General features: G+C 66.5%; 19 protein-coding genes and 1 tRNA gene. 18 read left to right on the forward strand and 2 right to left on the reverse strand.

Going from position 1 to position 22508, the window contains the following annotated elements; translation table 11 throughout:
* The first annotated feature begins 42 nt into the window (after positions 1 to 42).
* The 12 genes from KCG34_RS23455 to KCG34_RS23510 all read left to right on the forward strand — a co-directional run bounded on the left by KCG34_RS23455 (position 43) and on the right by KCG34_RS23510 (position 14874).
* Positions 43 to 300, forward strand: a complete 258-nt coding sequence (locus KCG34_RS23455) for a hypothetical protein (protein WP_211938007.1) — start codon at positions 43 to 45, stop codon at positions 298 to 300.
* 76 nt (positions 301 to 376) lie between these two features.
* The gene (locus tag KCG34_RS23460) at positions 377 to 1507 is read left to right on the forward strand and encodes a dipeptidase (protein ID WP_211938008.1); all 1131 of its coding nucleotides are present in this window, start codon (positions 377 to 379) and stop codon (positions 1505 to 1507) included.
* A gap of 129 nt (positions 1508 to 1636) precedes the next feature.
* Positions 1637 to 1712, forward strand: a tRNA-Trp gene (locus KCG34_RS23465).
* A 63-nt stretch (positions 1713 to 1775) separates the two neighbouring features.
* The gene (gene secE / locus KCG34_RS23470) at positions 1776 to 2102 is read left to right on the forward strand and encodes a preprotein translocase subunit SecE (RefSeq protein WP_211938009.1); all 327 of its coding nucleotides are present in this window, start codon (positions 1776 to 1778) and stop codon (positions 2100 to 2102) included.
* Between the two features lie 4 nt (positions 2103 to 2106).
* Positions 2107 to 2676 carry a transcription termination/antitermination protein NusG gene (nusG, locus tag KCG34_RS23475; protein ID WP_211938010.1) on the forward strand — a complete coding sequence of 190 codons (570 nt, stop codon included), beginning with the start codon at positions 2107 to 2109 and terminating at the stop codon, positions 2674 to 2676.
* Positions 2677 to 2770: 94 nt separating this feature from the next.
* Positions 2771 to 3202, forward strand: coding sequence for a 50S ribosomal protein L11 (rplK, locus tag KCG34_RS23480; protein WP_211938011.1), 432 nt, complete (start codon positions 2771 to 2773; stop codon positions 3200 to 3202).
* A 3-nt stretch (positions 3203 to 3205) separates the two neighbouring features.
* Positions 3206 to 3895 carry a 50S ribosomal protein L1 gene (gene rplA, locus KCG34_RS23485; RefSeq protein ID WP_211938012.1) on the forward strand — a complete coding sequence of 230 codons (690 nt, stop codon included), beginning with the start codon at positions 3206 to 3208 and terminating at the stop codon, positions 3893 to 3895.
* 390 nt (positions 3896 to 4285) lie between these two features.
* The gene (gene rplJ / locus KCG34_RS23490; RefSeq protein ID WP_211938013.1) at positions 4286 to 4804 is read left to right on the forward strand and encodes a 50S ribosomal protein L10; all 519 of its coding nucleotides are present in this window, start codon (positions 4286 to 4288) and stop codon (positions 4802 to 4804) included.
* Between the two features lie 39 nt (positions 4805 to 4843).
* Positions 4844 to 5230 carry a 50S ribosomal protein L7/L12 gene (gene rplL / locus KCG34_RS23495; protein WP_211938014.1) on the forward strand — a complete coding sequence of 129 codons (387 nt, stop codon included), beginning with the start codon at positions 4844 to 4846 and terminating at the stop codon, positions 5228 to 5230.
* A 396-nt stretch (positions 5231 to 5626) separates the two neighbouring features.
* Positions 5627 to 9700, forward strand: coding sequence for a DNA-directed RNA polymerase subunit beta (gene rpoB / locus KCG34_RS23500; RefSeq protein ID WP_211938015.1), 4074 nt, complete (start codon positions 5627 to 5629; stop codon positions 9698 to 9700).
* A gap of 92 nt (positions 9701 to 9792) precedes the next feature.
* A complete protein-coding gene (rpoC, locus tag KCG34_RS23505; protein ID WP_211938016.1) occupies positions 9793 to 13989 on the forward strand; it encodes a DNA-directed RNA polymerase subunit beta' in 4197 nt (1398 codons plus the stop codon).
* Positions 13990 to 14145: 156 nt separating this feature from the next.
* Positions 14146 to 14874 carry a hypothetical protein gene (locus tag KCG34_RS23510; protein ID WP_211938017.1) on the forward strand — a complete coding sequence of 243 codons (729 nt, stop codon included), beginning with the start codon at positions 14146 to 14148 and terminating at the stop codon, positions 14872 to 14874.
* A gap of 6 nt (positions 14875 to 14880) precedes the next feature.
* Here KCG34_RS23510 and KCG34_RS23515 read toward each other — a convergent pair whose 3' ends face one another.
* Positions 14881 to 15282: a hypothetical protein gene (locus KCG34_RS23515; protein WP_211938018.1), complete on the reverse strand. Its 402-nt coding sequence runs from the start codon at positions 15280 to 15282 to the stop codon at positions 14881 to 14883.
* A 138-nt stretch (positions 15283 to 15420) separates the two neighbouring features.
* Between KCG34_RS23515 and KCG34_RS23520 the strand changes: the two genes are divergently transcribed.
* The 5 genes from KCG34_RS23520 (at position 15421) to tuf (ending at position 21050) form a co-directional block, all read left to right on the forward strand.
* Complete coding sequence (locus tag KCG34_RS23520; RefSeq protein WP_211938019.1) at positions 15421 to 16500, forward strand: alpha/beta hydrolase family protein; 1080 nt, start codon at positions 15421 to 15423, stop codon at positions 16498 to 16500.
* A gap of 241 nt (positions 16501 to 16741) precedes the next feature.
* Positions 16742 to 17113, forward strand: coding sequence for a 30S ribosomal protein S12 (gene rpsL / locus KCG34_RS23525; RefSeq protein ID WP_211938020.1), 372 nt, complete (start codon positions 16742 to 16744; stop codon positions 17111 to 17113).
* 14 nt (positions 17114 to 17127) lie between these two features.
* Positions 17128 to 17601 (forward strand): 30S ribosomal protein S7, encoded by a 474-nt coding sequence (rpsG, locus tag KCG34_RS23530; RefSeq protein ID WP_211938021.1) that lies wholly within the window; start codon positions 17128 to 17130, stop codon positions 17599 to 17601.
* A gap of 127 nt (positions 17602 to 17728) precedes the next feature.
* Positions 17729 to 19807 carry an elongation factor G gene (fusA, locus tag KCG34_RS23535; protein WP_211938022.1) on the forward strand — a complete coding sequence of 693 codons (2079 nt, stop codon included), beginning with the start codon at positions 17729 to 17731 and terminating at the stop codon, positions 19805 to 19807.
* A gap of 52 nt (positions 19808 to 19859) precedes the next feature.
* Positions 19860 to 21050 carry an elongation factor Tu gene (tuf, locus tag KCG34_RS23540; protein ID WP_211938023.1) on the forward strand — a complete coding sequence of 397 codons (1191 nt, stop codon included), beginning with the start codon at positions 19860 to 19862 and terminating at the stop codon, positions 21048 to 21050.
* A 146-nt stretch (positions 21051 to 21196) separates the two neighbouring features.
* Here the strand turns inward: tuf and KCG34_RS23545 are convergent, their stop codons facing one another.
* Positions 21197 to 22036: an ATP-binding protein gene (locus KCG34_RS23545; protein WP_211938024.1), complete on the reverse strand. Its 840-nt coding sequence runs from the start codon at positions 22034 to 22036 to the stop codon at positions 21197 to 21199.
* 159 nt (positions 22037 to 22195) lie between these two features.
* Here KCG34_RS23545 and yajC point away from each other — a divergent pair, with 159 nt between their 5' ends.
* Positions 22196 to 22483, forward strand: a complete 288-nt coding sequence (gene yajC, locus KCG34_RS23550) for a preprotein translocase subunit YajC (RefSeq protein WP_211940948.1) — start codon at positions 22196 to 22198, stop codon at positions 22481 to 22483.
* Positions 22484 to 22508 lie beyond the last annotated feature (25 nt).

Raw genomic sequence — 22508 nt, forward strand, 5'->3', positions numbered from 1 at the left:
ATGGGCATGGAACCGGCGCCCGTTCCGACGTATCATGGCGGCATGTCGTTCCATGTCCTCAGGGTTCAGCCGGGGACCGACCCCGCCCCGCCGCAATCCCAGCATCGGGTGCTGATCTCCTATACCCGATGGGGAGACAGCCCCTCGGCCCTGACCGAGGACGAACGCGGCGCGATCATGCGCTATGACCGCGCCCAGGCCACCGGCTTCGACCGCGCCCAGGACGCGGCGCTCGACTGGGCCCGGCGCCAGAGCTTCAGCGTCGAGAACGTCTATATCGAGATCGACCCCGAAGTCTGATCAGCCCAATCTCAAGCTTGGCTGAACCGCCGACGCGCCTAAGCTGTCGCCTGAGAGCAGCCATGGGGGAAGACGGATGTCGTTGTCGCGCAGGGGGCTGCTCGCTGGCGCCGTAGCGGCTTCGCTGGCGGGACCGCGAGCTTTCGCCGCGCCCACGGACCCCATCGTCGTCAATGCGCTGGGCAATCTCTGGGACCCCAATCTGTCGCTCGGCGAAAAGAACCCGATCCGGCCGGGCGGCGAGGTGCTCGAGGTCGACGACCGCGCCATCGCCGACGCCAGGGCGGCGCGGCTAAGCGCCATCAACATCACGGTCGGCTATGTCGCGGGGCCGGGCGACCCGCATCAGGAGACGCTCAAATCGCTGGACCGATGGGACGGGCTCGTCGCCGGCAATGCCCGTGACCTGACGGTGGTGAACCGGGCGGCCGACATCGCGGGCGCCAAGGCGGCAGGCAAGATTGGCCTTATCTATGGCTTTCAGAATTCGGTCCAGGTCGGCGAGCAACTGCAGCACCTGGACGAATATGTCCGCCGCGGCGTGCGGGTGTTCCAGCTGACCTATAACGACAGGAACATGATGGGCGGCGGGTCGGTGGCGCCGGAGGATACGCCGCTGACGCCGCTGGGCCGCCAACTTGTCGAGCGCCTGAACAGCGCGCGGGTGATGGTCGATCTCTCGCACAGCGGCCGCCAGACCTGCCTCGACGCCATCGCCGCGTCCAAGGCGCCGATCTCGATCAACCATACCGGCTGCAGGGCCCTGACCGACCTGCCGCGCAACAAGACCGACGAGGAGTTGAGGCTGGCGGCGGAGAAGGGCGGCTTCGTCGGGATCTATTTCATGCCCTTCCTCACCCCCGACGGGCGTCCCCACGCCAGCGCCGCCGCCGACCACATCGTCCATGCGCTGGGGGTCTGCGGCGAGGACCACATGGGCCTGGGCACCGACGGCTCGGCCACCGGCGTCGATGATCTGGTCCGCTACCAGTCAGCCCTCGCCAAAGAGATCGCCGAACGGCGGGCGGCGGGTGTCTCCGCCAAGGGCGAGGGCCCGGACACCTATCCGTTCGTGGTCGATCTGCGCGGCCCCGGCCAGTACGCGACCATCGTCGACCTGCTGTCGCGGCGCGGGGTCAAGGCGGCGGTGATCGACAAGGTGCTGGGCCGCAACTTCATCGATTACGCCGCGCGGGTTTGGGGCTAGCGGCGCCGCAAATCGTCCGCCGCAAACCCTTGCTCCAGAGGCCCGCCGCTGATAAACGACGCGGCTCCGGCGAAAGCCGATCGCGCCGGCGGGCCTCTCCGCCTTCCGGCGCGTTTGGTTTTGGCCTGAAGGAGTGTAGCTCAGCTGGTAGAGCATCGGTCTCCAAAACCGAGGGCCGGGGGTTCGAGTCCCTCCACTCCTGCCATTCAATTTTCGTTTGGGCCGCCCATGGGGTCGGCCTGCAGAGTCTAGAGAGTCGAAGCCGTCTATGGCCAGAACACCAGGCGCCAGACCGCAAGCCCCCAAGGCCCGGCCCGCAAGGCCGCAGGCCCAGCCGGCTGTCGTCTCGGCCGGGTCCGCCGTTTCCAAGGCCGCCGAGGCTTCGGCTCCGAAAAAGCCGTTCAACCCGGCCCTGTTCGCGCGCGAAGTCCGCGCCGAGGCCCGCAAGATCACCTGGACCACCCGCAACGAGACCTGGATCACCTCGGTGATGGTCTTCATCATGGTGGTGATCAGCGCCGTCTACTTCCTCCTCATCGACGGGGCTCTGGGCGCGATCATGCAGGCGCTGCTCGGCTGGGCGGCCAAGGGATAAGATCATGAGCGCACAAGCCGCCGAAATCGCGACCTCCAACCCGCGCCACAAGTGGTACATCGTCCACGCCTACTCGAACTTCGAGAAGAAGGTGGCCGAGTCCATCCGCGAGCAGGCCAAGAACCAGGGCCTGGAGGGGAACTTCTCCGAGATCCTGGTGCCGACCGAGGACGTGGTCGAGATCCGCCGCGGCCGCAAGGTCAACGCCGAGCGGAAGTTCTTCCCCGGCTATGTGCTGGTGAAGATGGACCTCACCGACGAGGCCTATCACCTGATCAAGAACACCCCGAAGGTCACCGGCTTTCTGGGTTCGGGCTCCAAGCCGATCCCGGTCTCCGAAAAGGAGGTCGCGCGGATCATCGGCGCCATCGAGGAAGGCGTCGAGCGGCCCAAGCCCACCATCAGCTTCGAAATCGGCGAGACCGTGCGCGTCATCGACGGGCCGTTCGCCAGCTTCAACGGCTCCGTGGAGCAGGTTGACGAAGAACGCGCTCGCCTGCGCGTGACCGTGTCCATCTTCGGACGCGCCACGCCGGTCGAGCTCGAGTACGGCCAGGTGGAAAAGACCGCCTGACCAAACCCAAATCCGTGGGAGGGGGCGGCCACCGTAACCCCGCACCACGGCTCACCAGAGGGACGGATCGTCCGCCCCTCGAAGAGAGGACAAGATGGCAAAGAAGATACTCGGCTACATCAAGCTGCAGGTGAAGGCTGGCTCCGCCACGCCGTCACCGCCCATCGGCCCGGCTCTCGGCCAGCGCGGCGTCAACATCATGGGCTTCTGCAAGGAGTTCAACGCCCGCACCGAGAACATGCCCAAGGGCACGCCCCTGCCGACGGTGATCACCGTCTATCAGGACAAGAGCTTCACCTTCATCACCAAGACCCCGCCGGCGACCCACTTCATCAAGGAAGTCACCGGGCTGAAGTCGGGCGCCAAGACGACCGGCCGCGAGACCGTGGGCCAGATCACCCGCAGCCAGCTGCGCGAGATCGCCGAGAAGAAGATGAAGGACCTGAACGCCAACGACATCGAGGCCGCGGCCCGCATCATCGAAGGCTCCGCCAAGTCCATGGGCCTGAAGGTGGTGGAGAACTAACCCATGACCAAGATCGCAAAGCGCGTCCAAGCCTTCACCGGCGACCGCAACGCCACCCTGGCCCTGCCGGCCGCCATCAGCCAGGTCAAGGCCAACGCCAAGGCCAAGTTCGACGAGACCGTCGAGATGTCGGTCAATCTGGGCGTCGACCCGCGCCACGCCGACCAGCAGGTCCGCGGCGTCGTCAACCTGCCGTCGGGCACCGGCCGCGACGTGCGCGTCGCCGTCATCGCCAAGGACGCCAAGGCCGCTGAAGCCACCGCCGCCGGGGCCGACATTGTCGGCGCCGAGGACCTGGTGGAACGCATCCAGGGCGGCTTCATGGACTTCGACCGGGTGATCGCCACCCCGGACATGATGGCCCTGGTCGGGCGCCTGGGTAAGATCCTCGGCCCTCGCGGCCTGATGCCCAACCCGCGCGTCGGCACCGTGACCCCGAACGTGGGTCAAGCGGTGAAGGACGCCAAGGGCGGCGCCATCGAGTTCCGCGTCGAGAAGGCGGGCATCGTCCACGCCGGCATCGGCAAGGCCTCGTTCACCGACGACGCCCTGCTGGCCAACGCCCGCGCCCTCGTCGACGCCCTGAACAAGGCCAAGCCCTCGGGCGCCAAGGGCCTCTACATCAAGAAGATCTCGCTCAGCTCCACCATGGGCCCGGGCGTGAAGGTCGATACGGGTTCGGTGAACGCGTAAGGCGTTTGCTGAAAGCTGTGAGTTGCGGAGGGGCGGGCCGAAAGGTCCGCCCCTTTTGCATGCAGGCATGAGTCCCGCCCTTGATCTCCCACCCCCTTTCCTGTAAACGCCCCCACTTCCGGCGATGGGGCTCGTTCCTGTCGCCGATCCTGTCCGAGAACTACGGGGTCCAGGGGCCGCCTGGACCGTAAATGAGGAAGAGCCCTTCCTCGCCGCTGGGAGACGGGGAGCAGAGACCGACGCCATTCCCTCCCTTTGAGGAGCGAAAGCGCGGCCGAGCATCCTGGGACAGGCTGAGCCGGTTGGCGCTCCGAGGTTCTCCTTGGGGCTCGAACCGTTTTCGGCTGCCGGATTGGCCGGCCGCCTCATACTTGAGTAACGGAGACCGCAATGGACCGCGCTCAAAAAGCGGAATCGATCGAGGCGCTCAAGGGCGTCTTCGCCGATTCCGGCGCTGTCGTCGTGACCCACTATCTGGGTCTTACGGTTGCGGAAATGACCGATCTGCGTGGCCGCCTCCGCAAGGAAGGCGCTTCGCTGCGGGTGGTGAAGAACCGTCTGGCCCAGAAGGCCCTGGACGGCGTGGCTGGTGAAGCGGGCGACGCCCTCTTCAAGGGCCCCGTCGCCATCGCCTATGGCGCCGATCCGGTCTCCGCCGCCAAGGTCGTCACCCAGTACGCCAAGGACAACGAGAAATTCTCGGTGATTGGCGGCCTGCTGGACCAGACGACGGTGCTGGACGAGAGCGCGGTGAAGGCCCTGGCCACGCTGCCCTCGCTCGACCAGATCCGCGGCAAGATCATCGGCCTCATCCAGGCCCCGGCGACGAAGGTCGCGGGCGTCCTGCAGGCCCCCGCCGCCCAGCTGGCCCGCGTGCTTTCGGCTTACGCCAGCAAAGACGCCGCCTAGGTCATCTCCCCAACATCCCCCTCCTCAAAGGAAATCCAAATGTCCAAGCTTGAAAAACTGGTCGACGACCTCTCCGCCCTGAGCGTGCTGGAAGCTGCTGAGCTGTCCAAGCTGCTCGAAGAAAAGTGGGGCGTCTCGGCCGCCGCGCCGGTCGCCGTGGCCGCCGTCGCCGGCGGCGCCGCCGCTGCTCCGGCCGAAGCCGCCGAAGAGCAGACCGAGTTCACCGTCGTGCTGACCGCCGGCGGCGACAAGAAGATCAACGTGATCAAGGAAGTCCGCTCGGTCCGCCCGGACCTCGGCCTGAAGGAAGCCAAGGACCTGGTCGAAGGCGCCCCGCAGAACGTCAAGGAAAACGTCTCCAAGCAGGAAGCCGAAGAGATCAAGAAGAAGCTGGAAGAAGCCGGCGCCAGCGTCAGCATCAAGTAAGATCGCACTGCAAAGTGTGTTCTGCGGCGGGCCCGGGGTCGATCCCCGGGCCCGTTTTGTTTGTCGGGCGCTTCGGCGGTAAGCTGCGCCGCAGAAAATCCTACAAACCCTCTTCCCATTCGCGCCCCAAGCGACTAAATACCCGTTCCTTCTCAAACCAGAGAGCGAACCTGCGCGCGCCTGCCATTTCGTAAGCGCGCCGTTTCTACGCCCCGAGGCGCGGTCAGCCGCCCTCCGACCAGCGCGAAGGGGCGCCCTGATCCCTCTCCCAGGGACCAGGGACATTCCAGCGTCCGGCAACGGCCGAGGCTTTCGCCCGCCGCTGCTTCGAGGGTGGACGCATGGACAGTCTATGCGCGGAGTCCGTCCGGACGCCCGCGACCCAAGGGAGCCACGATGGCGCAATCGTTCACCGGCAAGAAGCGGATCCGGAAGTCTTTCGGCCGCATTCCTGAAGCTGTGCAAATGCCGAACCTGATCGAGGTTCAGCGGTCCTCCTACGAACAGTTCCTGCAGCGCGAGGTCCGCCCGGGCCAGCGCCGGGACGAGGGGATCGAAGCGGTCTTCAAGTCGGTGTTCCCGATCAAGGACTTCAACGAGCGCGCGGTGCTCGAATACGTGTCCTACGAGTTCGAGGACCCGAAGTACGACGTCGAAGAGTGCATCCAGCGCGACATGACCTTCGCCGCGCCGCTGAAGGTCAAGCTGCGCCTGATCGTGTTCGAGATGGACGAAGAGACCGGCGCCCGCTCGGTCAAGGACATCAAGGAGCAGGACGTCTACATGGGCGACATCCCGCTCATGACGGACAAGGGCACCTTCATCGTCAACGGCACCGAGCGCGTCATCGTCTCGCAGATGCACCGTTCGCCGGGCGTGTTCTTCGACCACGACAAGGGCAAGACCCACTCGTCGGGCAAGCTTCTGTTCGCCGCCCGGGTGATCCCCTATCGCGGCTCGTGGCTGGACTTCGAGTTCGACGCCAAGGACATCGTCTATGTCCGCATCGACCGCCGCCGCAAGCTGCCCGCCACCACCTTCCTCTACGCCCTCGGCATGGACGGCGAAGAGATCCTGACCACCTTCTATGACGTGGTGCCCTACGAGAAGCGCCCCGGCGGCTGGGCCACGCCCTACAAGCCCGAGCGCTGGCGCGGGGTGAAGCCGGACTTCGCCCTGATCAACGGCGACACCGGCGAAGAAGTGGCGCCCGCCGGCCAGAAGATCTCGGCCCGCAACGCCAAGCGCTTCGCCGACAATGGCCTGACCACCCTCCTGCTCGGGCCGGAAGCCCTGGCCGGCAAGTACCTGGCCCGCGACGCGGTCAACATGCAGACCGGCGAGATCTACGCCGAGGCCGGCGACGAACTGGACGCGGCGGCGATCACGGCCCTGGAAGAGCAGGGCTTCACCACCATCGACGTCCTGGACATCGACCACGTCACGGTCGGCGCCTACATGCGCAACACCCTGCGCGTGGACAAGAACGCCATGCGCGAAGAGGCGCTGTTCGACATCTATCGCGTCATGCGCCCGGGCGAGCCGCCGACGGTGGAAGCCGCCGAGGCCATGTTCAAGGGCCTGTTCTTCGACTCCGAACGCTATGACCTCTCCTCGGTCGGCCGCGTGAAGATGAACATGCGCCTGGAGCTGGACTGCCCCGACGACATGCGCGTGATCCGCAAGGACGACGTGCTCGAAGTGCTGAAGGTCCTGGTCGGCCTGCGTGACGGCCGCGGCGAGATCGACGACATCGACAACCTGGGCAACCGCCGGGTCCGTTCGGTCGGCGAACTTCTGGAAAACCAGTACCGAGTCGGCCTGCTGCGCATGGAGCGGGCGATCAAGGAGCGCATGAGCTCGGTCGACATCGACACGGTCATGCCGCACGACCTGATCAACGCCAAGCCGGCCGCGGCGGCGGTGCGGGAGTTCTTCGGCTCCTCGCAGCTCAGCCAGTTCATGGACCAGACCAACCCGCTGTCGGAAATCACCCACAAGCGGCGCCTGTCGGCCCTCGGCCCGGGCGGCCTGACCCGCGAGCGCGCCGGCTTCGAGGTGCGCGACGTGCACCCGACCCACTATGGCCGGATCTGCCCGATCGAGACGCCGGAAGGCCCGAACATCGGCCTGATCAACTCGCTGGCCACCCACGCGGTGGTCAACAAGTACGGCTTCATCGAAAGCCCGTACCGCCGGGTGATCGACGGCAAGGCCCAGGAAGAAGTGGTCTACATGTCGGCCATGGAGGAGGCGAAGCACGCCATCGCCCAGGCCAACATCGGCCTGTCCGCCGACGGCCACATCGTTGAAGATCTGGTCCCCGGCCGCATCAGCGGCGAGCCGATGCTGATCACCAAGGATCAGGTCACCTTCATGGACGTCTCGCCCAAGCAGGTGGTGTCGGTGGCCGCGGCCCTGATCCCCTTCCTGGAAAACGACGACGCCAACCGCGCCCTGATGGGCTCGAACATGCAGCGCCAGGCCGTGCCGCTGATCCAGTCGGACGCGCCGCTCGTCGGCACCGGCATGGAAGCGGTGGTGGCTCGTGACTCGGGCGCCACCGTGGTGGCTCGCCGTCCGGGCGTGGTGGAGCAGATCGACGGCACCCGCATCGTCATCCGCGCCACGGAAGAGACCGACCCCAACAAGTCGGGCGTCGACATCTACCGCCTATCCAAGTTCCAGCGCTCGAACCAGAACACCTGCATCAACCAGCGTCCGCTGGTGCGGGTGGGCGACCGCATCGCCGCCGGCGACATCATCGCCGACGGCCCCTCGACCGAGCTGGGCGAACTGGCCCTGGGCCGCAACGCCCTCGTCGCCTTCATGCCCTGGAACGGCTACAACTTCGAAGACTCGATCCTGATCTCCGAGCGGATCGTGCGCGATGACGTGTTCACCTCGATCCACATCGAGGAGTTCGAGGTCATGGCCCGCGACACCAAGCTGGGGCCGGAAGAAATCACCCGCGACATCCCCAACGTCGGCGAGGAAGCCCTGCGCAACCTCGACGAGGCGGGCATCGTGGCCATCGGCGCCGAGGTCCAGCCGGGCGACATCCTGGTCGGCAAGGTCACGCCTAAGGGCGAGAGCCCGATGACCCCGGAAGAGAAGCTCTTGCGGGCCATCTTCGGCGAAAAGGCCTCGGATGTGCGCGACACCTCCCTGCGCCTGCCGCCGGGCGTGGCGGGCACCATCGTCGAGGTGCGCGTGTTCAACCGGCACGGCGTCGACAAGGACGAGCGCGCCCTGGCCATCGAGCGGGAAGAAATCGACCGCCTGGGCAAGGACCGCGACGACGAGTTCGCCATCCTGAACCGCAACATCCAGGGCCGCCTGCGCGAACTGCTGCTGGGCAAGGTCGCCGTCTCCGGGCCGAAGGGCCTGGGCCGCGGCGAGATCACGCCCGACAAGCTGGCGGAAATCTCCCCGGGCCTGTGGTGGCAGATCGCCCTCGACGACGAGAAGGCCATGGGCGAGCTGGAGGCCATGCGCCGCCAGTTCGACGAAGCTCGCAAGCGCCTGGACCGCCGCTTCGAGGACAAGGTCGACAAGCTGCAGCGCGGCGACGAGCTGCCCCCCGGCGTGATGAAGATGGTCAAGGTGTTCGTGGCGGTGAAGCGCAAGCTGCAGCCGGGCGACAAGATGGCCGGCCGTCACGGCAACAAGGGCGTCATCTCGCGGATCATGCCGATCGAGGACATGCCGCACCTGGAAGACGGCACCTCGGTGGACGTGGTGCTGAATCCCTTGGGCGTGCCTTCGCGGATGAACGTCGGCCAGATCTTCGAAACCCACCTGGGTTGGGCCAGCGCCGGCCTCGGCCGCCAGATCGCGTCCTTGCTCGACGCCTGGCAGCACGGCGGCCAGCGCGAAGCCCTGACCGCGCGCCTGCGCGAGATCTACGGCCCGGACGAGGAGCTGCCTGATACCGACGACGGCCTGGCCGAACTGGCCAGGAACCTGTCCAAGGGCGTGCCGATCGCAACCCCGGTGTTCGACGGGGCCCACATCAGCGACATCGAGGACATGCTCGAAGCCGCCGGGCTCAGCCGCACCGGCCAGGTCCAGCTCTATGACGGCCAGACCGGCGAAGCGTTCAAGCGCCAGGTCACCGTGGGCTATATCTACATGCTCAAGCTGCACCACCTGGTGGACGACAAGATCCACGCCCGCTCGATCGGCCCTTACAGCCTGGTCACCCAGCAGCCGCTGGGCGGCAAGGCCCAGTTCGGCGGCCAGCGCTTCGGGGAGATGGAGGTGTGGGCGCTGGAAGCCTACGGCGCCGCCTACAACCTGCAGGAGATGCTGACCGTGAAGTCGGACGACGTCGCCGGCCGGACCAAGGTCTACGAGTCGATCGTGCGCGGGGACGACACCTTCGAGGCGGGCATCCCGGAAAGCTTCAACGTGCTGGTCAAGGAGATGCGCTCCCTGGGCCTCAACGTCGAGCTGGAGAACCGCTGAGCCGAGGGATCGGACTGCGCGAGCTTACGCGTAAGGGAGAGGCCGTCAGCCTCTCCCGGTCGCTTCTGAAACACTGACGATCTGGATATCCCATGAACCAGGAAGTCCTGAACATCTTCAACCCGGTGGTCGCCGCCCCGACCTTCGACCAGATCCGCATCTCGCTCTCGAGCCCTGAGAAGATCCGGTCCTGGTCGTTCGGCGAGATCAAGAAGCCGGAAACGATCAACTACCGCACGTTCAAGCCCGAGCGTGACGGCCTGTTCTGCGCCCGCATCTTTGGCCCGACCAAGGATTACGAATGCCTGTGCGGCAAGTACAAGCGCATGAAGTACAAGGGCATCATCTGCGAAAAGTGCGGCGTCGAGGTGACGCTGGCCCGCGTGCGGCGCGAGCGGATGGGCCACATCGAGCTGGCCTCGCCGGTCGCCCACATCTGGTTCCTGAAATCGCTGCCCAGCCGCATCGCCATGATGCTGGACATGCCGCTGAAGGACATCGAGCGGGTCCTGTATTTCGAATACTACATCGTCACCGAGCCGGGCCTGACGCCCCTGAAGCAGTACCAGCTGCTGTCGGAAGACGAGTACCTGAACTTCCAGGACGAGTACGGCGACGACAGCTTCACCGCCGAGATCGGCGCGGAAGCGGTGCGCGGCATGCTGCAGGCCATCGACCTGCCCAAGGAAGCCGACAGCCTGCGCGAGGACCTGGCCACCACCACGTCCGAGATCAAGCAGAAGAAGCTGTCCAAGCGTCTGAAGATCATCGAGGCCTTCATCGAGAGCGGCAACAAGCCGGAATGGATGATCATGACGGTCGTCCCGGTGATCCCGCCCGAGCTGCGCCCGCTGGTGCCGCTGGACGGCGGCCGCTTTGCCACCTCCGACCTCAATGACCTCTATCGCCGGGTCATCAACCGGAACAACCGTCTGAAGCGCCTGATCGAGCTGCGCGCGCCCGACATCATCATCCGCAACGAAAAGCGGATGCTGCAGGAAGCCGTCGACGCCCTGTTCGACAACGGCCGCCGCGGCCGCGTCATCACCGGCGCCAACAAGCGCCCGCTGAAGTCGCTGGCCGACATGCTGAAGGGCAAGCAGGGCCGCTTCCGCCAGAACTTGCTGGGCAAGCGCGTCGACTATTCCGGCCGTTCGGTGATCGTGGTCGGCCCGGAGCTGAAGCTGCACGAGTGCGGCCTGCCCAAGAAGATGGCCCTGGAGCTGTTCAAGCCGTTCATCTATGCGCGCCTCGACGCCAAGGGCCTGTCGGGCACCGTCAAGCAGTCCAAGCGCATGGTCGAGCGTGAGCAGGGCGCCGTCTGGGACGTGCTGGAAGAGGTGATCCGGGAGCACCCGGTGCTCCTGAACCGCGCCCCGACCCTGCACCGCCTGGGCATCCAGGCGTTCGAGCCCAAGCTGATCGAAGGCAAGGCCATCCAGCTGCACCCGCTGGTCTGCACCGCCTTCAACGCCGACTTCGACGGCGACCAGATGGCCGTGCACGTTCCGCTGAGCCTCGAGGCCCAGTTGGAAGCGCGCGTCCTGATGATGTCGACCAACAACATCCTGTCGCCGGCCAACGGCCGCCCGATCATCGTGCCGTCTCAGGACATGGTGCTCGGCCTCTACTACCTGTCGCTGGCCAAGGACGGCGAACCGGGCGAGGGCAAGGTGTTCTTCGGCCTCTCCGAGATCGAAGCCGCGCTGGACGCCAAGATCGTCACCCTGCATTCGAAGATCAAGGCGCGCTACGCCGAGTCCGACGAGACGGGGCAGGTCCGCACCAAGGTGATCGACACCACCCCCGGGCGGATGAAGATCGCCGCCCTTCTGCCGCATCACCCGGCCATCGGCCACCGGTTGGTCGAGAAGCCCTTGACCAAGAAGGAAATCGCCAATCTGATCGACGCGGTCTACCGGCACTGCGGTCAGAAGGCGACGGTCATCTTCGCCGACCAGATCATGGGCCTGGGCTTCAAGGAAGCGGCCAAGGCCGGCATCTCCTTCGGCAAGGACGACATCGTCATCCCCGAGCGCAAGAAGGTGCTGGTCGAGGAGACCCGCCAGCTGACCGCCGAGTATGAGCAGCAGTATGCGGACGGCCTGATCACCCGCGGCGAGAAGTACAACAAGGTGGTCGATGCCTGGTCCAAGGCCACCGACCGCGTCGCCGACGAGATGATGACGGAGATCTCGACCAAGAAGAAAGGCGCCGACGGCCGCGAGCTGGAGATCAACTCGATCTACATGATGGCCCACTCCGGCGCCCGTGGTTCGCAGGCCCAGATGAAGCAGCTGGGCGGGATGCGCGGCCTGATGGCCAAGCCGTCGGGCGAGATCATCGAGACCCCGATCATCTCGAACTTCAAGGAAGGCCTGACCGTGCTGGAGTACTTCAACTCCACCCACGGCGCCCGTAAGGGTCTGGCCGACACAGCCTTGAAGACCGCCAACTCGGGCTACCTGACCCGCCGTCTGGTCGACGTGGCGCAGGACTGCATCATCACCGAGGAAGACTGCGGCACCACCCGGGGCATCACCCTGCGGGCCGTGGTCGAGGGCGGCGACGTGCTGGTCTCGCTGGGCACCCGCATCCTGGGCCGCTCGACGGCCGAGGATATCAAGGACTCGGCGACCGGCGAGCTGATCGTGCCGGCCGACACCTATCTGGACGAGCAGCTGTCAGAGCTGATCGAAAAGGCCGGCGTGCAGTCGGTGAAGGTTCGCTCGTCCCTGACCTGCGAGGCCAACACCGGCATCTGCGCCGCGTGCTACGGCCGCGACCTGGCTCGGGGCACCCAGGTGAACATCGGCGAAGCGGTGGGCGTCATCGCCGCCCAGTCGATCGGCGAGCCGGGCACCCAGCTGACCATGCGGACCTTCCACATCGGCGGTACGGCCCAGGTGGCCGAGCAGTCGTTCTTCGAAAGCACCAATGACGGGGTGGCCAAGGTCACCGGCCCCACCGTCGTGGCCGCCGACGGAGCCCTGGTGGTCCTCAGCCGCAACACCCAGATCGTGATCCAGGTCGACGGCAAGGACCGCGAGACCTACAAGCCGCCCTATGGCGCGCGCCTGCGGGTCAAGGACGGCCAAGCGGTCAAGAAGGGCGCCCGCATCGCCGAATGGGACCCCTACACCACCCCGATCATCACCGAGGTGGGCGGCAAGGTCCGGTTCGAAGACCTGGTGGACGGCCTGTCCGTGCGCGAAGAGGCCGACGAAGCCACCGGTATCTCCAACCGCGTGATCATCGACTGGCGTGCGACCCCGCGCGGCGCGGACCTGCGTCCGGCCATGGCGGTGCTCGACGCCGACGGCGCCTACAAGCGCCTGTCGAACGGCGGCGAAGCTCGTAACCTGCTGCCCGTGGGGGCTATCCTCTCGGTCGGCGACGGCGACGAGGTCAAGCCCGGCGACGTTTTGGCCCGTATCCCGACGGAAAGCGCCAAGACCCGCGACATCACCGGCGGTCTGCCGCGGGTGGCGGAGCTGTTCGAAGCGCGGCGCCCGAAGGACTGCGCGGTCATCGCCGAGATGGACGGCCGCGTCGAATTCGGCCGCGACTACAAGAACAAGCGCCGCATCAAGATCACCCCGGAAGACGGCGGCGAGGCGGTCGAGTTCCTGATCCCCAAGGGCAAGCACATCACCGTCCACGACGGGGACATCATCCGCAAGGGTGAGTACCTGATCGACGGCAACCCGGATCCGCACGACATCCTGCGCATCCTGGGGGTCGAGGCCCTGGCCGAGTTCCTGGTCGACGAGATCCAGGAGGTCTATCGTCTGCAAGGCGTGCCGATCAACGACAAGCACATCGAGACGATCGTTCGTCAGATGCTGCAGAAGGTCGAGATCATCGAGCCGGGCGATACGGGCCTGATCCGCGGCGACCAGATGGACAAGCCGGAGTTCGAGATCGAGGACAAGAAGGCTGTCGCCCGCGGCGGCCGTCCGGCGATCGTCCAGCCGGTTCTGCTGGGCATCACCAAGGCCAGCTTGCAGACCCGCAGCTTCTTCTCGGCCGCCTCGTTCCAGGAAACGACCCGTGTGCTGACCGAAGCTTCGGTGCACGGCAAGATCGACACCCTGGAAGGGCTGAAGGAGAACGTGATCGTCGGCCGCCTGATCCCGGCGGGCACGGGCTCGTACCTGCGCGGCCTGCAGCGCATCGCCAACAAGCGCGACGAGGCCCTGGCCGCAACCCGCAGCCAGCAGATCGAGGAGGCCCTGCCGGCCGAGATCGCCCTCGCCGCGGAAGCGGAACAGCATCCGGCCGAATAAGCCTGGGTTGCAGCGTCAAAGACTGGAACGGCCTCGGAGCGATCCGGGGCCGTTTTGGTCTGGGGCCCGTCGCTGGCGATCGGGGAACCGGGAACCTCCCAAGGCATTGGCCTAGCGCGTCGCAGGCCTCGCGGCGCGGCGCCGGAGGAGGCCCAATTGCCGCTCGTCAAATACAGGATCCACGGCCCCCTTTCGCCGCCGCGCCGCACCGAGATCCCCGTGCCGGGCTGGGCGGGGGAGGCGCAGCCGCGCAAGGATGGCAGCCATGAGCAGGTCTGGCATTGCACCCCGTTCTCGGAAGGGGCGCGCTATGGGCTGGAGGTGGCCTATCCGTTCGAGCAGGAACTGAGGGTCCGCACGGTCCGCGGCAAGGTCAAGCTGGAGGCCGACTGGGGACCTCGGCCGGAGGACGGGCGGCTGTGGCCGCCGTTCCGCCCCTTCGGCGAAGGCTTCTATTCCTATCAGATCCTGCTGGACCTGAAGGTCCCGCCCGGCTGGGCGATCCGCACCGAGCCGCACCCGCGGTTCTACGCTGACGCGACCAACACCACGCCGCTGGCGGTGCCGGCCCTGATCCGGTCGGAATGGTGGCCTATGGTGTTCTTCGTCATCTTCAAGGCCCCGCCAAAGGGGAGCGAGCACGTGTTTCGCCAGGGTGAGCCGTTCGCCAACATCCTGGTCATCCCGGCTGAGCCGGATCTTGAGCTCGAGCCCATGGGTGAAGAAGAGGCGGCCGAGCGCGAATTGCAGGCCCGCCGCCTCCACGCCAGCCGGGACACCCTGGCCGAGGGCTCCCGCTGGGTCTCAAGCACCAACACCGTGTTCGACGGTTCCTACCGCCACCTGCTGCGCGCGGCCCGAGCGAGAGACCGCGCGAGCGGGTAAGGGGACCTAGTAGCGGTCCTGGCTGTGGTGATGGTGGTGGTGGTGGTGATGGTGGTGGTGATGCGCGGGGCGCAGAACCCAGGCGCCGCCATACCAGTAGTAGCCGTTATCCCGATACCACTGTGCGCTGTGGTGGTGATGGTGGTGATGGTGGTGATGGTGATGGTGGTGATGATGGTCCTGGGTGGCCGGGGGATAATACTGGGCCTCGATCAGCTTGGGCCTGGCGGCAGCCTCGGCCTCAGCCCGCGCCAGCCGCTCCATCGCATTTGGGATGGGCTGCAGTAGGTCGGCATAGGAAGCCGCCGGCGGAACGGCGGGCTCGCTGGCCCCGGCTGCGGCGACGCCAGGGGCGCCCGCAATCGTGGAAATCGCCCCCATCACACCGATCAAATGCTTTTTCGCCATGCGTTTTGTCTCCAATGAGGTTCCCGCCGCGACCGTCTGTGAACGCATGGGTGGCGGGTTCCGATCCCGCCGCGCACGGTTCGGCCAGATCCGAAGCGGCATCCGGACGTCGATCGGTAGTATGGTCGGCCGACCGCCATGGCCTTGCTGCGTCCCGACCTCGCCGCCCTTCGCCGCCGCGCCCTGTGCGGGCTGGCCGGCATGCTGGCCCTTGCCGCCTCGGCGCTGAACGGCCTTCAGGCGAGCATTGTGTTCGACCGCTATTCGCCCCTGTCGCGCAACGAAGAGATGGCGCGGCGCCTGCTGAGCCCGCTGGAGGCCGAGCGGGTGCGGCGCCAGCTCGCGGCGACGGGGGAGGCGATGCGCGACCAGGCGGTCGACCTCGCGCAAGAGCGGTTCCTGCTCGACGTTCCCGCCCACGCTCCGCCGACAGGTTACGGCCTTCTGGTTTTCATCCCGCCCTGGCCCGATGCGCGGCTGCCGGCGGGCTGGGGGGATGCGCTGGACCGGCGAGGGGTGATCTTCGTCACCGCCGCCCATAGCGGCAATGACGACAGCGCCTATGGCCGGCGCAATCCGCTGGCCTTGATCGCGGCGGCGAATGTGATGGCCCGCTATCCGGTCGATCCGGCGCGGGTCTATGTGGGCGGGTTCTCCGGCGGCTCGCGCGTGGCCATGCGCCTGGCCCTGGCCTATCCCGATCTGTTCCGCGGGGCGCTTCTGGATGCTGGGAGCGATCCCGCGGGTTCAGGCATAACCCGACTGCCGTCGCGCGCCCTGTGGGAGGAGGCGGAGGGCGGCCTGCGGCTGGTGTTCCTGACCGGCGAGCACGACGAGGCGGCCTTGTCCGCCGCAGCCGACAGCGTGCAGTCCATGCGCCGCAACTGCCTGCTGAGCGTCCAAAGCCGCACCCTGTCAGGCCTGGGCCATGAGCTCGCCGGCGGCGATAGCCTGGCCCGCGGGCTCGACCTCCTGGACCAGCCGAAGACGCCGGACCCCGCCCGGCTGGCCGCCTGCCGCGCCGCCCTGCAGCGGTCGCTGGACGAGGGGGTGGAACAGGTCCGCCAGGACCTTGCGCGCGGCGATCTGGCCGCCGCGCGCAAGCGGATCATCGCTCTCGACACCCGCTTCGGCGGCCTCGCCGAACAGCGGCTGGTCGATCTGGCCGAGACCTGCGGCTGCGGGGTGTTTCCGCCCCCAAGCCAACCCTTGACCTGAAGGCCCGGCTTGAGTAGGTTCCGCGCTCTTTTGGAGGCCCGGGCCGGAATCGATTATCCGACCTTGAGCCCCGATGAACCGGACGCCCCAAAAAGGACGTTCAGACGCGCCGGACCGCAAGCCAATGCGACCCGGCGCCGTTTCGTGTTGATCGGGCGGTCTTCTGTAAAGAACCTGTGAACGTCATGACCCCATGAGGCGCCCCGGCCGAAAGGCACACGCCTCCAGAGCGAAAGTCTAAATGCCTACGATCAACCAGCTCATCCGCAAGCCACGGCAGGCCAAGCCGTCGCGGAACAAGGTCCCGGCCCTGAAGGGCTGCCCGCAGCGCCGCGGCGTCTGCACCCGGGTCTATACGACCACGCCGAAGAAGCCGAACTCCGCTCTGCGGAAGGTCGCCAAGGTGCGCCTGACCACCGGCATCGAAGCGCTGTGCTACATCCCCGGCGAAGGCCATAACCTGCAGGAGCACTCGGTGGTGCTGATCCGCGGCGGCCGCGTGAAGGACTTGCCCGGCGTGCGCTACCACATCCTGCGCGGCGTGCTCGACACCCAGGGCGTCAAGGATCGTAAGCAACGTCGCTCGCTCTACGGCGCCAAGCGTCCGAAATAAGGATTTAGAGAAGAATGTCCCGCCGCCGCCGCGCAGAGAAGCGCGAAGTCCTGCCGGATCCCAAGTTCGGCGACCTCGTGGTCACCAAGTTCATGAACTACGTGATGTACGAGGGCAAGAAAGCCGTCGCCGAGAACATCATCTACGGCGCCTTCGATATCCTGGAGGCCAAGCGCCGCGACCAGGGCCCGCTGGAGACCTTCCACTCGGCCCTCGACAACGTCGCCCCGGCCGTTGAAGTCCGCTCCCGCCGGGTCGGCGGCGCGACCTATCAGGTCCCGGTCGAAGTGCGTCCGGACCGTCGTCGCGCGCTCGCCATCCGCTGGCTGGTCACCGCCGCCCGCAAGCGCGGCGAGAACACCATGACCGAGAAGCTGGCCGGCGAACTCCTGGACGCTTCCAACAACCGCGGCACCGCGGTCAAGAAGCGCGAAGACACCCACAAGATGGCCGAAGCCAACCGCGCCTTCTCGCACTACCGCTGGTAAGTCGCGCCGCAAGGCCCCGGAACCAGCATATCTCTTTAACGCGCGGGCGGTTTGAGCTAAACCGCCCGCGCCGCATATCCGCCCACCTGTCCGCCCAGAAATCCGCTTAGTCGCAGAGCCGCCCGCAATGCCCCGCATTCACAAAATCGAAGACTACCGCAACTTCGGCATCATGGCCCACATCGATGCCGGCAAGACCACGACCACGGAGCGGATCCTCTACTACACCGGCAAGAGCCATAAGATCGGCGAAGTCCACGACGGCGCTGCGACCATGGACTGGATGGAGCAGGAGCAGGAACGCGGCATCACCATCACCTCGGCCGCGACGACCGCGTTCTGGAACGGCAAGCGCCTGAACATCATCGACACCCCCGGGCACGTGGACTTCACCATTGAAGTCGAACGGAACCTGCGCGTGCTGGACGGCGCCGTGGCGGTGCTGGACGGCAACCAGGGCGTCGAGCCGCAGACCGAAACCGTCTGGCGCCAGGCCGACCGCTACAACGTTCCGCGCATCGTGTTCGTCAACAAGATGGACAAGACCGGCGCCGACTTCCAGATGTGCCTGCGCACCATCCGCGAGCGCCTGGGCGTCAAGGCGGTCCCGATCCAGCTGCCGATCGGCTCGGAAGCCGATCTGAAGGGCATTGTCGACCTGGTGCGCATGAAGGGCGTGGTCTGGGAGTCGGAAGGCCTGGGCGCCAACTATCACGACACCGACATCCCCGCCGACATGCTGGCCGCCTGCGAAGAAGCGCGCCACTACCTGATCGAGAACGCCGTCGAACTCGACGACGAGGCGATGGAAGCCTATCTCGAAGGCGCGACCCCGTCGGAAGAGGTGCTGAAGAAGTGCATCAAGAAGGCGGTGTTGACCGGCGCCTTCTATCCGGTGCTGGCCGGCTCGGCGTTCAAGAACAAGGGCGTCCAGCCCCTGCTCGACGCGGTGGTCGACTATCTGCCCTCGCCGGTGGACATCCCCCCGACCCAGGGCATCGACTACAAGACCGACGCGCCGGTCGAGCGCAAGTCGTCGGACGACGAGCCGCTGTCCATGCTGGCGTTCAAGATCATGGACGACCCCTTTGTGGGCTCGCTGACCTTCTGCCGCATCTATTCGGGCAAGCTGGAAGCGGGCATGGGCCTTCTGAACTCGACGCGCGACAAGCGCGAGCGGGTCGGCCGCATGCTGCTGATGCACTCGAACAACCGCGAAGACATCAAGGAAGCCTTCGCCGGCGACATCATCGCCCTGGCGGGCCTGAAGGACACCCGCACCGGGGACACCCTGTGCGATCCGGTCAAGTCGCCGGTGATCCTGGAGCGGATGACCTTCCCCGAGCCGGTGATCGAGATCGCCATCGAGCCCAAGTCCAAGGCCGACCAGGAAAAGCTGGGCGTCGCGCTCGGCAAGATGGTCGCCGAAGACCCGTCCTTCACCGTCTTCACCGACCAGGAGTCGGGCCAGACGATCATGAAGGGCATGGGCGAGCTGCACCTGGACATCAAGGTCGACATCCTCAAGCGCACCTACAAGGTCGAGGCCAATATCGGCGCGCCGCAGGTGGCCTATCGCGAAAGCCTCGGCCGCGCGGTGGAGATCGACTACACCCACAAGAAGCAGACCGGCGGCACGGGCCAGTTCGCCCGCGTCAAGCTGCAGTTCGCACCTGGCGAGCCGGGCTCGGGCTTCGTGTTCGAAAGCAAGGTCGTCGGCGGCTCGGTGCCGAAGGAATTCATCCCCGGCGTGCAGAAGGGCCTGGAAAGCGCCAAGGAAAACGGCCTGCTGGCCGGCTTCCCGCTGATCGACTTCTCGGCCACCCTGGTGGACGGCGCCTATCACGACGTCGACTCCTCGGTCCTGGCCTTCGAAATCGCTTCGCGCGCCGCCTTCAAGGAACTGCGTGAAAAGGGCGCCCCCAAGCTGCTCGAGCCGATCATGAAGGTCGAAGTGCTGACCCCGGACGAATATCTGGGCGACGTGATCGGCGACCTGAACAGCCGGCGCGGCCAGATCCAGGGCACCGACCAGCGCGGCAACGCCCAGGTCATCACCGCGTTCGTGCCGCTGGCCAACATGTTCGGCTATATCGGCAACCTGCGCGGCATGTCCCAGGGACGCGCCCAGTTCACCATGCAGTACGACCACTACGACGCGGTGCCGCCGCAAGTGGCCGACGAAGTGATCAAGAAATACGCCTAACCAAACCCCGCAACGCTAACGCTTATTGAGGCCAATGGGCCGGAGCTGAAAAATGGCCAAGGAAAAATTCAACCGTAACAAGCCGCACTGCAACATCGGCACGATTGGTCACGTTGACCACGGCAAGACGACGCTGACGGCGGCGATCACGATGACGCTGGCGAAGACGGGCGGCGCGACGGCGAAGAAGTACGACGAGATCGACGCGGCGCCGGAAGAAAAGGCGCGCGGGATCACGATCAACACCGCGCACGTGGAATATGAGACGCAGAACCGCCACTACGCGCACGTCGACTGCCCCGGGCACGCCGACTATGTGAAGAACATGATCACCGGCGCGGCGCAGATGGACGGCGCGATCCTGGTGGTGTCGGCCGCCGACGGCCCGATGCCGCAGACCCGCGAGCACATCCTGCTGGCCCGTCAGGTCGGCGTGCCGGCGCTGGTCGTGTACATGAACAAGGTCGACCTGGTGGACGACGCCGAGCTTCTCGACCTGGTCGAGATGGAAGTGCGCGAACTGCTGTCCAGCTACGACTTCCCGGGCGACGACATCCCGATCGTCAAGGGCTCGGCCAAGGTGGCGATCGACGGCGGCGACCCGGTGATCGGCGAGAACTCGATCCTGGAGCTGATGACCCAGGTGGACGCCTACATCCCGCAGCCGGAGCGCCCCGTCGACCTGCCGTTCCTGATGCCGGTGGAAGACGTGTTCTCGATCTCGGGCCGCGGCACGGTGGTCACCGGCCGTATCGAGCGCGGCGTGGTCAAGGTGGGCGAGGAAGTCGAGATCGTCGGCATCCGCCCGCTGCAGAAGACCGTCTGCACCGGCGTGGAAATGTTCCGCAAGCTGCTGGACCAGGGCCAGGCCGGCGACAACGTGGGCGTCTTGCTGCGCGGCACCAAGCGTGAAGACGTCGAGCGCGGCCAGGTGCTGTGCAAGCCGGGCTCGATCACCCCGCACACCAAGTTCGTGGCCGAGGCCTACATCCTGACCAAGGAAGAAGGCGGCCGCCACACCCCGTTCTTCACCAACTACCGCCCGCAGTTCTACTTCCGCACGACCGATGTCACCGGCATCATCAGGCTGAAGGAAGGCGTGGAGATGATCATGCCCGGCGACAACGCCGAGCTGGACGTGGAGCTGATCACCCCGATCGCGATGGAAGAGAAGCTGCGCTTCGCCATCCGCGAAGGCGGTCGCACGGTCGGCGCGGGCGTGGTCTCCAAGATCGTCGAGTAATCGCGTCTCAGCCTATCCAGGCTGAACAGGGCGGCCGTCGGGGGACATCCTCCCGGCGGCCGTTTTGCTTTTGGGATCCCGATTTATCCGCTCATCCCAGCCTTCGCGGCGATGAGCGCGTGATTTGTTCTGCGAGTAAGAATTCCCTACAGCGGCAATCCAACGCCCAATTCCCCCGCCAGGTCGCGGATGAACTGCCAGGCCACGCGGCCAGAGCGGCCGCCGCGCAGTTGCGCCCATTGCAGGGCGCGGCGGTCGAGGTCCTCGACCGGCAGGCCGAAGCGGTCGGCATAGGCCCGGACGGCGGAGAGATAGGCGGCCTGGTCCATGGGCGGGAAGCCGATCCAGAGACCGAAGCGGTCGGAGACCGACACCTCCTCCTCGGCGTCTTCCGAGACGGCGATCAGGCCGCGGCCCTCGTCGTGGCCGCGGGGCATCAGGTGGCGGCGGTTGGAGGTGGCGACGAACAGCACATTGGCGGGCGGGCCGGCGACGCCGCCCTCCAGCGCCGACTTCAGCGACTTGGCCGCGGCGGCGCCCTCCTCGAAGGAAAGGTCGTCGCACAGGACCACGAAGCGCTCGGGCCGGTCGCGGAGGAGGTCGAACAGGCCGGGCAGGGTGGTGACCTCGTCGCGGTCCAGCTCGACCATGCGCAGGTCGCCGTGGTCCGCGCCCACCGCCATGAAGGCCGCCTTGGCCAGGGAGCTCTTGCCGGCCCCGCGCGAGCCCCACAGCAGGGCGTGGTTGCTGGGCAGGCCGCGGGCGAAGCGGCCCAGGTTCTCGACGAAGCGGTTTTTCTGCCGCTCGACCCCGACCAGCAGGTCCAGGGCCAGGCCATAGTCCGGCGCGGCGATGAAGGCCTCCCGCGCAGGGACGTAGCGATAGAGCCGGGCCTGGCCGAAGTCGGGGCGGGCGGCGGCGGGCGGCGCCAGGCGCTCGAGCGCCTCGGCGATGCGGGCCAGCAGGGCAGGAACTTGATCCGTCATGCCCTGCTTCCTATCGGTCCGCCGCGCATTGCAAAAGCCTCTAGCAACGCCTAGCTTCCGCCGACCTTGAAATCGGCCCCCGGAGTCCGGCGGCCGGCGATATTTTTTGGAGACTACATGTTCGCGAATGCAGCCGGCGGCGCCGGCGGTCCTCAGGATATGCTCATCCAGTTCGCCCCGATCGTGGTGCTGATGGTGCTGTTCTATTTCCTCCTGATCCGTCCCCAGCAAAGGCGGGCCAAGGAGCACCAAACCGCCATCGCGGGGGTGAAGCGCAACGACACCGTGGTGCTGTCTTCGGGCCTGATCGGCAAGGTGGTGCGGGTCGAGGACAAGGAGGTCGGTCTCGAGATCGCCCAGGGCGTGACGGTCAAGGTGGTCAAGTCGATGATCGCCGAGGTGCGCACCCGCGGCGCCCCGGCGGCGGCCAACGACGCCAAGTCCTGACCCTTCCGCTGACCAAGGGCTGAAC

Source organism: Phenylobacterium montanum (assembly GCF_018135625.1).
Lineage (GTDB): Bacteria > Pseudomonadota > Alphaproteobacteria > Caulobacterales > Caulobacteraceae > Poindextera > Poindextera montana.